We start from the raw sequence: 14,357 nt of genomic DNA on the forward strand, positions 1-14,357 counted from the left end.
TGCGGTGAATTCAGGACAAATTAAACCAAGCCCTTGAACCTTTCCTATTTCATTGCCAAAAGAATCAGTTTCAAGCAGGCCGGAGGATTTTCGGGGACAATTCACCGCATTGCGGTGGGAAGTCTGGCCTTAGGCCTTGGAGTTTCCATCCTGGCGTTTATGGTACTGGGGGGATTTCAGAGTACCGTTTCGGAGCGTGTTTATGGGTTTACTGGCCATTTTCAGGTTCAGCGATTTCAGATGAGCAATGCCTTTGAGGAGGCGCCTTTTTCGCTTAATGCAGACTTTGTCAAAAACTCAAAAAGTCTCCTTTTTCTGAATCGAATACAGTCTTTCGCCCATAAAGCAGCCCTGATCAAAGGAGATCAGGAAGTCGAGGGTATTCTCATGAAAGGTGTGGGAAGGGATTTTGACACCCTTTCTTTTGCTAAATACCTGACGGATGGGCGGATGCTTCACTTGCCTGATTCGGGAGTAAGTAATGAAATCCTGCTCAGCAAGTTTGTGGCAAACAAACTTTTGCTTAAAGTCGGCGATAAGGTTACGCTCTATTTTGTGCAGGATCCTCCACGGTTTAGACGAGTGGAAGTGGTCGGGATTTTCGAAACCTATCTGGAAAATTTCGATGAAAAAATCGTCATCGGCGAACTTCAGACCATCCGAAATCTCAATGGCTGGACAGCAGATCAGGTGGGAGGATTGGAGGTTTTTGTGGATGATCCCAAAAAGGCCAGCACCTATTTTCCTCTGATCGAAGAAGTGATGGATTTGGATTTGAAACTGATCGACAGTCGGGACCGGTTTCTGGAGATTTTTGACTGGTTGACTTTGTTGGATACCAATGTGGTGGTGTTTATCTCCCTGATCGGCTTTGTGGCGATCTTCAACATGGGAGCGATCCTGTTTATTCTGATTATGGAGCGAACCCAAATGATCGGATTACTCAAAGCACTTGGGGCCAGAAACACTCAAATCCGGAGAATTTTCTTTTGGAACGGTATGAAGATTTTGGGTAGGGGACTTCTTATCGGTAACCTGATCGGATTGGGAATCGGATTTCTGCAGGATCAGTTTCGCCTCATTCCCTTGGATTCGGCCAGCTATTACATGAGTTATGTTCCAATCGAATGGAATTGGCCGATATTCATTTGGCTTAATGTTGGGATTACCATTCTGACTGCCTTGGTACTTTGGATACCTGTGCTGGTCATCTCCAGAATCGATCCGATCAAATCGATCCGATTCGATTGAGTTTGTAAGGGGAAAAAATACTTTTGATCTTCATCCAGATTACCCCCAAAACAGCCTCTTTGAATATTTTTGGACTCATCTTGGAAGTTCCTTTGGTACGGTCGGTAAATATGATCGGAACCTCAATCAGCTTAAAGCCAAGTTTCCAGGCCGTGAATTTCATTTCAATCTGGAACGCATAGCCGATGAATTGAATTTCGTCAAGTTTGATGCCCTCCAGCACACTTCGGTGATAGCATTTGAACCCTGCTGTGGCATCTTTTATGGGTAATCCGGTGATAAATTTTACATAAACGCTGGCGAAATAAGACATCAGTACCCTTCCTATCGGCCAGTTGACCACATTTACTCCGGTGATATAGCGGGACCCTATCGCCAGGTCAAATTCCCGGTCTTTTACGGCATTGTAAAGTCGGATCAAGTCCTTTGGATCATGCGAAAAGTCACAGTCCATTTCAAAAATGAAATCATAGGTTCGCTCCAAAGCCCATTTAAAACCGGCGATGTAGGCTGTTCCCAACCCGAGTTTACCACTTCGCTCCATCAGGTGAAGTCGGTCTGGAAAAGCAATTTGAAGTGATTTGACGACTGCTCCTGTACCGTCGGGCGACCCATCATCGATGATCAAAAGGTCGAAGTTTCCACCCAATCCCATAACCGTATGTATCATGTCGCTGATGTTCTCCAGCTCATTGTAGGTCGGGATGATGACGAGTTTTCGGTGGGTCATAGTGCTTTCAAAGGTCAAAAGTAAGATATCGTTGGGATTTTTGAAGAGTGGTCTCGGTGAAAAAAGCTTAAACCCTAGTTTTGCGCAGAAATTATCCCCTATGCCCATGCATATTGCCATAGTCAGCTACTTCTCCACCGGAGCTTACGATACCAATACCATTGATGAAGATAAGATTCTTTCTGCGATCTTGACCGAACTCGGTATTTCGCACGAAATTCAAGCTTGGTCCGATCCGCAAGTGGACTGGAGCAATTATTCCCATTTGCTGATCAAATCAACCTGGGATTATTTCGATTACTATCCGGAGTTTCTGCAATGGATTGAAAAGATTCAACAGTTGGGTATTCCCGTATTGAATGATCTCAAAACGGTTAAGTGGAATTCAAGTAAGAACTACCTGTTGGAAATTGAGGAGAAGGGATACCCGGTCATTGCCGGAATGATTCTCCCAAAAGGTATTCGGCCCAATCTTGAACTGATCAAGCAAAAAGTAACTTCTGAAATTTTTGTCGTGAAGCCCTTAGTCAGCGGGGGAGCCAAAAACACCTTGAAAATCCCGGTGAAGGATTGGGCGGAATACGAAGAGAAAGTATTTCAGCTGGTTCAAAATGAAGATTTTCTTGTTCAGCCTTTTGTTTCAGAAGTGGCAGAAGTAGGGGAGTATTCCATGATTTTCTTCAACCGGACCTTTTCCCATGGTGTCCTGAAAACTCCCGCCAAATCCGATTTCCGGGTTCAACACTACTTTGGAGGTACAATCCAGGAAATACATCCGAGTGCTACCATGCTGGAATCCGGGCAAAAACTGATCGATACATTTGGAGCCGATACCTTGTACAGCAGAGTGGATGGAGTGGAGATTGACGGGGTTTTCCACTTGATGGAGCTTGAACTGATCGAGCCGTATTTGTTTTTAGGTCTGTCTGAGAAAGCTATTCCAAACTATCGGGATGCATTGAAAAAGCGGCTTCTTGGGTAGAAGTTTTGGGAATAGGGAAATTGTAAGGCTATTCTGATAAAATAGGCGTGAACCAGTGTGTTGCCCTGAGCATCCTGACTGAGTAAGGTCAGGATGCTCAGGGGATTCAAAGACAAAACTCTTCCATTTTGCTCAAGGCATAATCGCTTCCTTTGTTTGCGGCTTCCTGGATAAGTTGACAGCCTTCCGGATTGCCCATTTTCGCCAAGCAGATTCCTTTTTTTCCAAGGGCTTCAAAATGATTGGGATTGTTTTTCAGGACGAAATCAAAATCCTCCAAGGCCCATGGCAAATATCCGATTTTGAGCAAGACAAAGCCTCGGTTATACCTTGCCGTTAAGTTGTCAGGTTCTTTTTGAAGGTAACTGTTTAAGGACGCCGCAGCGCCGTAGATGTCTCCGCGACTTGCCCGTGCCATGCCTGTGTAATAGTAAACTGGGGCAAACTCCGGATTCATTTGCTGCACTTGATTCAAAAAAATCTCAGCCCGTTCCCAATTTTTTACCATCAGTTGCACCCTGCCTGCCAAAAAGAGGATTTCAAAATCATCAGGTTCCAAACTTGCAGCCTTCAAAATCGGAAGTTCTGCCTGTCGGTAATACTCTTTTTCAAAAAGGATTTTCCCAATTCCTGCATGGGCATGGGCGTAATTGGGGTCATAATGGATGATCTCTTCGTAATCTTTTATGGCTTCATCCGTTTTTCCCAATTCTTCATAACACCTTGCCCGGATGTGGAGCATTTTGAGTTCTCCAACATGAAAAAACATCCGCCGATTGATGGCAGAGATGGCTTGCTCATAGTTGCCTGCCTGATAAAGCGCTTCGATTTCCTCAGGAGCTGCTGCACAGGAAATTAATAAATAAATCGATGAAATAATCGTAATAATATGAATAAATCGTATCATAACGAAAAAGTAAAAATAAATCCAAAAAGGAAAAAGTACCTAGGCCAGAATTTTAATTTTTTTTCCAGCTATAAAAAAAGCTGCCTCTTAAGAAGCAGCTTTAGGATCTTAAATCCGGTCTAAATGAAATTGGGTAAGGTTGCTTTCTGCGTCTCCGGTATTCAAGGTGGAAGAGGGCTCAAACAACATCACCCAAACTTCTTCCTCAGCAACGGGCCGGTGTTCTGTCCCTTTTGGAACGATTAAGAATTCACCTTGATTGATAAAAACCGTTTTGTCCCGGAATTCCATCTGAAGTATTCCTTTTACGACAAAAAAGAGTTCGTCCTCCTCATCATGCTTGTGCCAAACAAATTCGCCTTTAAGTTTGGCAAGCTTTACCTGTTGACCGTTGAGTTCTCCGGCAATTTTTGGTGTCCAGTATTCGTTGAAAAGACCGAATTTCTCAGAAAGGTTTACTTTTTCCATTATCCATTAATAAATGCTTAAGAATATCGTCTTTATCAATTCACACCAATAGGTTAGCCAAGTTGTCGACTGGTAAAGGAGGTCTGTTGATAATTTTAAAGCACCCCTTTAGTGCTGGGAAGTTGGTTGATATTTCTGGGATCACGCATCACGGCCATTTTGATAGCTCGGGCAAGCCCTTTGAAAGTTGCCTCGATTTTGTGGTGCTCGTTTTCACCTTTCACCTTGATGTTGAGGTTGCACTTGGCGGTGTCTGAGAAGGATTTGAAGAAATGGTAGAACATTTCGGTAGGCATATCGCCAACCTTTTCACGGGTGAATTTGGCATCCCAAACCAACCAAGGTCGCCCACCAAAATCGATGGCAACCTGCGCCAGAGCATCGTCCATGGCCAACAGGAATCCATAGCGGTAGATGCCCTTCTTGTCGCCCAAGGCTTTGAGATAGGCTTCGCCCAAGGCCAAGGCCGTATCCTCGATGGTGTGATGCTCATCGATGTGAAGATCTCCCTTTACCTGGATTTCCAGATCGGTGCTGCCGTGCTTACCCAACTGCTCCAGCATGTGGTCAAAGAAATGCAATCCGGTGGAAATCTTGCACTGCCCGGTTCCGTCCAGATTCAGTTTGATGTAGATGTCTGTCTCGGAGGTTTTTCGGTGTATCTCTGCAGCGCGGGGAGGCATCTTCAGGAAGTTGTAGATTTCATCCCAATCCTTGGTGGAAAGCGCTGCATCCGGATTTGGATCTCCGAGGAAAATGGCCTTTGAACCAAGATTTTTTGCCAACTGAACATCCGTGAACCGATCTCCGATTACATAGGAATTTCCCAGGTCGTACTCTTCGGAGAAATATTGGGTCAATAGACCGGTTCTTGGTTTGCGAGTAGGTGCATTTTCATGTTCAAAAGTCTTATCCACGTGAATGGCCTTAAAAAAGACATTCTCCTGTTCCAGGGTTTTGAGCATTTTGTATTGAGCCGGCCAAAAGTCCTTTTCCGGAAAAGAATCCGTACCAAGTCCATCCTGATTGGTTACCAAGACTAGCTCATAATCTGTTTCCTCTGCGATTTTGCGAAGGTTGGAAATGGCTTTGGGTACAAATTCCAACTTTTCAAGGCTGTCAACCTGAAAATCTGTAGGTGGTTCTTTGATGATCGTGCCGTCTCGATCTATGAAGAGTACTTTTTTCATTTACGATTTAAGAATTACGTTTGACGGCCTAGTCTTAAAAAACAGGCCTCTTTCTTATTGTTTTAAATTTATCACAGGTAAAAGAATGAACTTTTAATTTTTCCATCTTTCAATTTTCCAATCTTTCAATTCAGGAACACACCTTATTCAATGCCTTCAACAATGCTTCATTTTCTTCTCGGGTTCCAACAGTAATTCTCAGGCAATCTTCACAAAGCAGGACTTTGGCCCGGTTTCTTACGATTACCTTCTCTGCGATCAGATCGTCATAAACCTGGTTGGCATGTGGGACTTTGACCAACAGAAAATTGGCGTGTGAAGGATGAATTTTTTGCACAAAGGGAAATTTTTTCAGTTCGCTGAGCAAAAATTCCCGCTCTTCCAGAATCTCCCGGATCATGGTTTCCACCTTGGGTTTATTGGCAATTGCTGCCAAAACAGTCTCTTGCGTCAAGCCGGATATGTTGTAGGGAGGCTTGATTTTGTTGAGGATCCGGATGATTTCTTCCGATGCAAAAGCCATCCCCAAACGTAAGGAAGCCAATCCCCAAGCTTTGGAGAAGGTCTGCATGACCAGCAGGTTTGGAAAATTGTCCAACTCGGTAGTAAAGCTTGGCTCATCACTGAAGTCTATGTAAGCTTCATCCACTACGACCAATCCTTTGAAATTTTTTAGCAGGAAAAGCACATCCTCACGCTTGACTTTATTGGCCGAAGGGTTATTGGGAGAGCAGATGAACAAAATCTTGGAGTTGGAGTCTGCCGCAGCCAAAATCTTTTCAGGTTGAAGTTGGAAGTCCGATGTCAGCGACACTTTGCGAATCTCCACATCATTGATATTGGCACTCACCTCGTACATTCCGTAAGTCGGAGGCAGCAAAATCACGTTGTCTTTTCCAGGATTGCAGAAGGCCCGATACAACAAATCGATGGCTTCATCGGAACCATTTCCCATGAAAATCTGTGACGGACGAACGCCCTTAATTTTGGAAATTTCCCCTTTTAATTCACTTTGGTATGGATCAGGATAGCGGTTGAAATCCTGCTCGGTGATTGAACCAAACGGGTTTTCATTGGCGTCCAAAAAGACTCCTTCTTTGCCGGTATACTCGTCACGAGCTGAGGTGTAGGGTTGAAGTTTTGCGATGTGAGGACGCAAAAGTGAGTTTAGATCAAAGCTCATTTCTTTTTGCCTTTCAGGTAGTTAAGACGAATCGTTACTGCGTTTTTGTGGGCTTCCAAAAGCTCATTGGCTGCCATTTCCTCGACCACAGGCCCGAGTTTTTTCAAACCCTCGGGAGAGATTTTCTGATAGGTGATTTTTTTCACAAAGCTATCGAGCGATACCCCACTGTAATTTCTGGCGTATCCATAAGTAGGCAGGGTGTGGTTGGTGCCTGAAGCATAATCGCCTGCTGACTCGGGGGTATAGTTTCCGATAAAAATCGATCCCGCATTGTAAATGGCATCAACAGCTTCTTCTTCATTTTCCACTGCGATGATGAGGTGCTCCGGTGCATACTGATTGATCAGTTCCAAGGCTTTTTCGGAATCCTCAATCACCACAGCGGTGGAGTTTTGGAGCGCTTTGGATGCGATGTCTTTTCGGGGAAGTTTTTCGAGTTGTTCGGTGATTTCCTTCAGGACTTTTTTGGCGAATTTTTCCGAAGGAGTCACTAAAACCACCTGTGAATCCACCCCGTGCTCTGCTTGTGAAAGAAGATCAGAAGCCACAAAAGCGGGAATGGCTGTTTCATCCGCATACACCAAAACCTCCGAAGGACCGGCAGGCATATCGATGGCTACCCCGTATTTGGTGGCCAACTGTTTGGCAGCAGTCACGTATTGGTTACCCGGACCGAAAATTTTATCCACTTGAGGCACCGTTTCGGTTCCAAATGTCAAGGCAGCTACAGCTTGTGCGCCGCCAACTTTGATGATTTTGGAAATTCCAATCAGATTGGCAGTGTAAAGAATCGCAGGATGGATTTTCCCTTCCCGATTGGGAGGTGTGCAAAGAACTATTTCTTTACATCCAGCCAGTTTAGCAGGAATACCCAGCATCAGGACTGTGCTGAAAAGTGGTGCAGTTCCTCCGGGAATGTATAATCCAACTCGCTGAATGGGAACGCTTTTTCTCCTGCAGACCACTCCCGGCATGACTTCTTCAATGAGTTCGGGGGAAGCCTGTGCAGCATGGAACCGCTCAATGTTGGCCTTGGCTACTGCTATGGCTTTTTTCAGATCCTTGCTTACCAGATCGATGGCTTCGTTTATTTCCTCCGGAGAAACCAACAAACCGTCCAAGTGCACATGGTCGTATTCCTGAGCGAATTTCTTCAGGGCTTTGTCGCCGCTTTTCTGAACTTTCTTCAGAATCGGTTTGACGATTTTGTTGATTTCCTTGGTTTTCTGGACCGGTCGGGCCAGTTGTTTTTTCCACTTTTCAGGAGAAGGATTGACCAGGAGTTGCATAAGTTTTATGTAGAAAAGCTTAAAATCTCATTAAATAACCATTTTTTCAATTGGGACTACCAAAATTCCCTCTGCACCTGCGGCACGGAGTTCTTCGATGTTTTCCCAAAACTGATCCTCACTTAGCACTGAATGAACGGATGACCATCCGGGCTGGGCAAGTGGCAGGATCGTCGGGCTTCTCATTCCCGGTATCAATTCTGTGATGCGTGGAATGGAATCGTTAGGCACATTCATCAGCACATACTTGTTGCTTTTGCCAGTTTGTACCGCATTGATTCTGAAAAGCAATTTGTCCAAAATGGCTTTTTTCCAATCCGCCAGGTTTTTATTTCCGATCAGGACTGCTTCAGATTTGAATACTTCTTCCACTTCTTTCAGACCGTTCATCATAAGGGTGGAACCCGAACTGACGATGTCGAAAATTCCCTCCGCCAATCCTATGCTGGGGGCAATTTCCACGGAACCGCTGATTTCGTGGATTTCAGCCTTAATTCCTTTGGAATTGAGGTAATCACCGAGAATTTTCGGGTAGGAGGTGGCGATGCTTTTTCCATGAAAATAGTCCACACCGGAATATTCCTGACCTTTTGGGATGGCTAGGGAAAGCCGGCATTTTGAAAATCCCAGTTTCTTGAGGGTTAGTACTTCTTTGTCTTTTTCGACGAGTTCGTTTTCTCCCACAATTCCCAAGTCAGCAACCCCATCGGCCACATAGCCTGGGATATCGTCATCGCGTAGGAAAAGAAATTCGACTGGGAAATTGGTTGAAGTGGACTTGAGTTTGCCCGTTCCGTTATAAAATTTGATACCGCACTCTTTGATTAAGCTGAGTGAGTCATCGGAAAGTCTGCCGCTTTTTTGCACGGCAATGCGGATGATTTGTTCCATGGGGACAAGTTACGCTAGGAAAGTTTTGGTTTGGATTAAATTTTGGTGAATGGCCGAATCCCTGTCATCAGCTTCACCGGGTGGGGGTGTATAAAGCTTCCTCTCAAGAGGAATGATGGAAATGATGCAGCATGTGCGCATGCTGAGCAATTGCTAAAAATTCAATATTTCTATTGGTGTTTTCCATTTACGCTGGCAAAGATAGGTACGGAAAGAGAACAAGCAAACTTAAAACTGGTTTCGAAATAGTTAATTTTTGAAGAAAAAGTCGGTTTAATTCCCGACTTGCAACTGATAATGTCGAATGGGTTTTTCTCCCAATAAGTGCTCGATGAAATAATCCCATCGTTTTTTTGTGAAATAATCACCGGCAGCTCTTCCAAAACTATGGTTTCGGCTAGGCCAGATGAACAGGTCGAAGTCCTTGCCGGCTTTGATCAGATTTTCAGCAAACTTGAAGGTAGCCGAAGGATTGACATTTTCATCAATTCCTCCATGGGCTAAAAGTAAGTGGCCTTTCAGATTGGCGGCGTTGGTGATATTGGATTGTTCGTGGTAGTAATCTCCAACCGGATACCCCATGTACATCTCCGGCCACCAGGCTTTTTCCATCCGGAAATCATGGTCACCCGCCGAAGCTACCCCGACTTTATAAAAATCCGGGTGAAGGAGCATGGCTCTCCCGGCATCATATCCTCCTGCCGAATGTCCGAAAATCCCTACTTTGGTGATGTCCAAAAATCGCTCTTTGGTAGCCAATTGTGTGATGGCGAGTACGTGGTCGGTAGTTCCGTCTCCGAGATTTCTATAGGAAAAATCCGAAAAGGCTTTAGACCTACCAAAGCTTCCCAAGCCATCCACGGTCACGACCACAAATCCAAGTTCAGCCATGGGTTGTTGGTGACCCAACAGGCCGCTTTTGAAGGTTTTTGGGACTGTGGAAGTATGCGGTCCCGTGTAGGTGTAATCAATGATGGGGTATTTCTTCTTGCGGTCGAAGGTGGTTGGAACAAAGTAGACTCCATGGATTTCCGTTTTACCATCTTTGGCTATGGCAGTGAAGGGAATTGGTGACTGATAGCCTCGTTTTTTGAGATTGGAAATGTCCGCTTCCGAGATTTTTTTAAGGTGAGTTCCGGTTTTTAGATCCAAAAGTATGGATTGAGTAGGCTGACTTACAGTGGAATAGTTGTCCACTGCGAATTTTCCATCGGGAGAAATGTAAATCTCATGAAAGGCATTTTCCGGAGTCAACAATTCCAGATTTGAACCGTCCAGCTTGACCCGATATAGGTGGTTGAAATAGGGATTTCGATTGGGTTCCTTACCGGAAGCTTCAAAATAGATCACCCCGTTTTCCTCATCCAGATAACTCAGTTTGGATACCACGTATTCACCGGAGGTCACCGGATTGATTTCCTTTCCTGAATTCCAATCGAAAAGGTAAAGCTGGTTCCAGCCCGACTTGTCTGAGCTTATGATGAAATTTCCGTTTTTCAATCTTCTGAAAATAAGATCGCGGTTGATGTGCGTGAAGGAGGATTCAGAATAGATTTTTCGGATTTGGGCATTTTCCGAGTTGACATCAATTAGGTGTAACTCCTTGTATCCACGCGGGAAAAAGAATCCGTTAAGGTTTTTGCTATCTGAGGACCAGCGAAGGTTTATTCCAATGAAATGGGGAGAGGTGAGTTCGGGAAGTTTGGTTTCTTTTTTTGTTTCCAAGTCAAAAATCACCGGGATGTAATTGACCACAGTCGAATCACCCGGAGAGCCACGGTAATAGGACAGTAGCTCCGGCCTAAACTTTTCATCCTTGCTGAAGTCCAACAAATACATTTTTTCAGCGATTCGAAGGTCTACGATTTGAGAGAAAATCTTCTTCGAATCTGGTGACCATTGAACCATGAAATGGGGAGGCCTTTCGCCGTTTTCTCCAGCAATCAAATCACTCCAACCGTAAAAGGAGGCATATTCGAAGTTTTTCTTCCCGTCAAAGCTCAATTGAGTTTCCTCTCCGGTTTCCAGATTTTTCACAAACAGGTTGTAATTCCTGGTAAAAGCTTTCCAGTTTCGATCCGGAGAAAAAGACTCCATTTCGTTTCGTTCTGAAATTGGGAGGGATTCCAAGGAGTCCGTTTCAGTATTCCAGGTCCAATCTTGGCTTCTCCATTGAAAAGCGATCACTTTTTCACTTTTTATGGAAACGGCATTGATTGGCAAATCGGATGGATTGACTTCGGTCCCTGTTTTTTCCCGGATGAGCTTTGCCAAACGGAGGTGATCAAAAGCCTCCAAGGTTTCAAGGCTTTCGGAATTGGTTTTGAAAAAACGCTTTCCAGAAGGAGTGTAGGTGGAGTGGATGAATACTTTGCCCCCATTGGACCAAGTAGGAACTACTTCCAAATGGTAAATCTCCTTTTGTAGGTTGTTTGTCAAAAAATACTCGGCTCTGTGATAGGTTTCCTCTGTAATCTGTGCGCTCAAAGGGCCATAGGAAGTCAAGGTCAAGAGCAGAACCAGGAAAAGACTAAGCCAGTGGCTTTTTGGGGATTTCATGAGTTTGGATTTAAAATCTGTATCAAAATAAGGAAAATGCCAAAAGGCCAACTCAAGTTTGGGATGAGTTGGCCTTATTTCATTTAAAGGGAATGATGTATTTCAGCCAGCAGCTTCATAAGCATTTCTAAGCCAGGAAATGACCTCATCGGTAAGTTCGGATTCGTGGGTAACACTGATCTTGTGGCTGCACATAGCATTGGGTTTGGTGTCCGCCTCAAGGATTCCCTGAGCGGCTTTACCTTTTAAATTGACGCCGATTTCAAACCGGGTTTTGGTCGCAGGTGTGAGCATGGCAAATTGTTTTTTCCGTCTCACGCTGACATAGGAATTTTTTGGTGCAAACTCAATGTCATTTCCAAAACCTTCGATTTCTCCAATCAATTGCAGGTAAATGGGCCAAAAGTGCTCCTTGCCTTGGTATTGTTTTTTGACCAAGTCGTCTTGATTTTCAGCAGAACCAGCATCTGTTTTTAAGGCTTTGTGAGCGACCAGATTGGCAAAACCGTGTGAGAAGCCGTGATTTTCTTTGAGGAATTTGAGGATATCTCCGTGCTTTTGAAGGTTCTCTTTAGCAACAATTCCTATCCAATCCTCCAGCGTTTTTCCGGTGTTTTTGTGGAGGTTATCGATCATGGTTTGGGTACCTGCATCCATCGGTTTTTGGGTTTTAGATTTCTATTTCTGTAAGAATCGGAAAATGGTCGGAGGCCTGGATGAGTTGGTCTTTCAGGCTTTGGATTACTGGATCAGTTTTTTCCAAATAAGGATTCCAAACTTGGCCTTTGATTACATTGATACCCAAACTCACCAGGATGTGATCAATGAGGACGGTAAATTGATCTCCTGTAATCCTGTCCTTAAATCTGCCTGAATATGGTGTCCAGCCGTTGGGGTTGAGTTTGGGTTTTGGAATGACCGATTTCAGAATCCAAGCAGGCTGCCATGCATCGCCAAGTAGGATCTCCACAGCACTTTTGGAAAACCTGTTCTCATAAAAATCAAGCTCAAATCCATCATTGATATCTCCCATCACAATGACTTGCTGGCCTTTGGCAAGGTATTGATCACATCGCTCCCGGATATGCATACACTCACCAAACAATTTTAACCTATCACGCTGGGAAATTTGCTCAAAGCGGGCGTAATCCACTTTGTCAAAGATTCCTTTTGACTTGGTATGGGCGATAATCACCCTGGTCAATAAGGTGTCATCCAAACCCAGAATGCTCAACTCCAAAGGTGGTCGAAAGTGGATGTATTGCTCCTTGATCATCCGGTTGGTCGTATCCATCAGGAAAGGCTGATTGAAGCGCTCCCCGTCCTTTGTCTCTGGGGTAAAGAGTACCTTGATCTTGCTGTAGTCGAAAAGGGCTCCTAATTCCTGCTGGCCGGAGGAGGGATAGCCGTGAACTGCTGAAAATGTGTGACCGGGCATAAATAAATTAGCCCAGGCAATGAGTTGGCCGGAAGTGGTTTTAGACCCATTGACCAGGGTGTCTGGCCCTTCGACAATCCCGAGGAAATCCACCCCCATCGCCTGAATAATGTCCGCCAATTGCCGGCTTCGAAAAGCATCTTTTCCGGTAGTTTTTGGAGATCCATCCGGCTCGAAAAGATCCCGCATCCACTCTACATTGTAAACACCGATTCGTAGTTTCATAAAAAAAGGCCTTTAAAGTAAAACAGTAAAGGAAGTTACCATTTTGCTTTAAAAGCCTGATAATAAGATAGAAAGTATTTTATTAGACCTTGATGTAAATTTTCTTCTTATCCATCCAAAGTCCGATCAACCAGATCAAAAGCATGTATGCGATTGCAAAAAGAAATGAAGCGTTTTTCGGACCGAGCCAGCTGGTAAAGAGATTGCTGTAAATAGCTCCCTGTAAACTGGTTTCTCCGACAGGAATCATGGAGAAAATGGAAATCACCACACCGGAACATACGTAGAGGATCAGAGGATTTCTGCCAAATGCCTGGAAGAAATAGGTCCAGCGGGTCATTTTTTGCACCTCAACCAGGAAAATTAATCCTGCCAATAACACTAAATCCCAACCAACAGTGACTAAGACATACGAGCTTGTCCAGATTTTCTTATTGATCGGGAATCCTAAATCCCAGAGGTAGGCTAATGCAATCAAAACTACTCCGGAAATTACCAGGGTTTGTACAGTACCAGTGGTATTCCCTTTTTTCTGGATGAATTTACCCACGATAAACCCTGCAAGGACATTGACCATCGAGGTGAGAGTGCTCAAAATACCCTCCGGATCGAATGGAATACCTTCTCCCATGTACATTCGTTTTTCACCAATAAGGATCAGATCAAGTTTGATTTGGGCATTGCCGGTCAAACTGTAAGGATCTCCAGCGTCGCCAAAGAAGTACATGATTGGCCAATAGACGAGCAAAGAAGCGATTCCAACAATCCAAGCTCCCCGCTCTCCGGTCCAGTAAACTACCAAAGCCGCCAATAAATAGGCTAAGGCAATCCGCTGCAATACCCCAACCAAACGAACTTCGCTGAGTTTGATGGCTACAATTTCTCCAGCTTCATTGTAGTCAAAGAATGGAAAGGCGTTAAGTAACCAACCGATTACAAAAATTAAAGCGGCTCGTTTGAAAACTTTTTTGTAAAAAGCTGCAGAACTCATTTCATTGAGTTTTTTCAGCGCAAAGCTCATGGCATTTCCCACAACAAAAAGGAAGGTTGGAAACACGAGGTCGGTGGGAGTAAATCCATGCCAGTCCGCATGGGCAAGAGGTGCGTATAAATCACTCCAGCTTCCCGGAGTATTAACAATAATCATAAAAGCAATCGTCATCCCCCGGAGTACATCCAGGGCAAGGTAACGGTTGCTCAGAACTTTGGCTTGGTGGTCAATTGACATAGATAGAAGTTTG

At 44.4% G+C, this 14,357-nt stretch carries 13 protein-coding genes; 2 read left to right on the forward strand and 11 right to left on the reverse strand.

Annotation, left to right across the window (positions count from 1 at the left end; genetic code table 11):
* Positions 1-33: 33 nt before the first annotated feature.
* Positions 34-1,251 carry an ABC transporter permease gene (locus tag D0X99_RS12620; RefSeq protein WP_119478202.1) on the forward strand — a complete coding sequence of 406 codons (1,218 nt, stop codon included), beginning with the start codon at positions 34-36 and terminating at the stop codon, positions 1,249-1,251.
* Here the strand turns inward: D0X99_RS12620 and D0X99_RS12625 are convergent.
* On the reverse strand, positions 1,229-1,981 hold the full coding sequence (locus tag D0X99_RS12625; RefSeq protein ID WP_119478203.1) for a polyprenol monophosphomannose synthase: 753 nt from the start codon (positions 1,979-1,981) through the stop codon (positions 1,229-1,231). The genes D0X99_RS12620 and D0X99_RS12625 overlap by 23 nt on opposite strands.
* Positions 1,982-2,081: 100 nt before the next feature.
* On the opposite strand from D0X99_RS12625, the gene D0X99_RS12630 reads away from it, so the two are divergent.
* Positions 2,082-2,963, forward strand: coding sequence for an ATP-grasp domain-containing protein (locus tag D0X99_RS12630; RefSeq protein ID WP_233553711.1), 882 nt, complete (start codon positions 2,082-2,084; stop codon positions 2,961-2,963).
* 106 nt (positions 2,964-3,069) lie between these two features.
* Here the strand turns inward: D0X99_RS12630 and D0X99_RS12635 are convergent, their stop codons facing one another.
* From D0X99_RS12635 to D0X99_RS12685, 10 genes are all read right to left on the reverse strand, one after another.
* Positions 3,070-3,870, reverse strand: coding sequence for a tetratricopeptide repeat protein (locus tag D0X99_RS12635; protein ID WP_119478205.1), 801 nt, complete (start codon positions 3,868-3,870; stop codon positions 3,070-3,072).
* Positions 3,871-3,978: 108 nt separating this feature from the next.
* A complete protein-coding gene (locus tag D0X99_RS12640) occupies positions 3,979-4,338 on the reverse strand; it encodes a cupin domain-containing protein (protein WP_119478206.1) in 360 nt (119 codons plus the stop codon).
* Between the two features lie 95 nt (positions 4,339-4,433).
* A complete protein-coding gene (gene hisB / locus D0X99_RS12645; RefSeq protein WP_119478207.1) occupies positions 4,434-5,528 on the reverse strand; it encodes a bifunctional histidinol-phosphatase/imidazoleglycerol-phosphate dehydratase HisB in 1,095 nt (364 codons plus the stop codon).
* 130 nt (positions 5,529-5,658) lie between these two features.
* Positions 5,659-6,711 (reverse strand): histidinol-phosphate transaminase, encoded by a 1,053-nt coding sequence (gene hisC / locus D0X99_RS12650; RefSeq protein ID WP_119478208.1) that lies wholly within the window; start codon positions 6,709-6,711, stop codon positions 5,659-5,661.
* Entirely contained in the window at positions 6,708-8,003 is a 1,296-nt protein-coding gene (gene hisD, locus D0X99_RS12655; RefSeq protein ID WP_119478209.1) for a histidinol dehydrogenase, read from the reverse strand. The genes hisC and hisD overlap by 4 nt, the downstream gene beginning before the upstream one ends.
* Positions 8,004-8,033: 30 nt before the next feature.
* Positions 8,034-8,894 (reverse strand): ATP phosphoribosyltransferase, encoded by an 861-nt coding sequence (gene hisG / locus D0X99_RS12660; protein WP_119478210.1) that lies wholly within the window; start codon positions 8,892-8,894, stop codon positions 8,034-8,036.
* Positions 8,895-9,167: 273 nt separating this feature from the next.
* A complete protein-coding gene (locus D0X99_RS12670; protein WP_119478435.1) occupies positions 9,168-11,453 on the reverse strand; it encodes a S9 family peptidase in 2,286 nt (761 codons plus the stop codon).
* A 102-nt stretch (positions 11,454-11,555) separates the two neighbouring features.
* Entirely contained in the window at positions 11,556-12,089 is a 534-nt protein-coding gene (locus D0X99_RS12675) for a DUF5655 domain-containing protein (RefSeq protein WP_317133430.1), read from the reverse strand.
* Positions 12,090-12,123: 34 nt separating this feature from the next.
* The gene (locus tag D0X99_RS12680; RefSeq protein WP_119478213.1) at positions 12,124-13,116 is read right to left on the reverse strand and encodes an endonuclease/exonuclease/phosphatase family protein; all 993 of its coding nucleotides are present in this window, start codon (positions 13,114-13,116) and stop codon (positions 12,124-12,126) included.
* Between the two features lie 82 nt (positions 13,117-13,198).
* Positions 13,199-14,344 (reverse strand): acyltransferase family protein, encoded by a 1,146-nt coding sequence (locus tag D0X99_RS12685; protein WP_119478214.1) that lies wholly within the window; start codon positions 14,342-14,344, stop codon positions 13,199-13,201.
* Between the last annotated feature and the right edge of the window lie 13 nt (positions 14,345-14,357).

The sequence above is a fragment of the Algoriphagus lacus genome (genome assembly GCF_003583985.1).
Lineage (GTDB): Bacteria > Bacteroidota > Bacteroidia > Cytophagales > Cyclobacteriaceae > Algoriphagus > Algoriphagus lacus.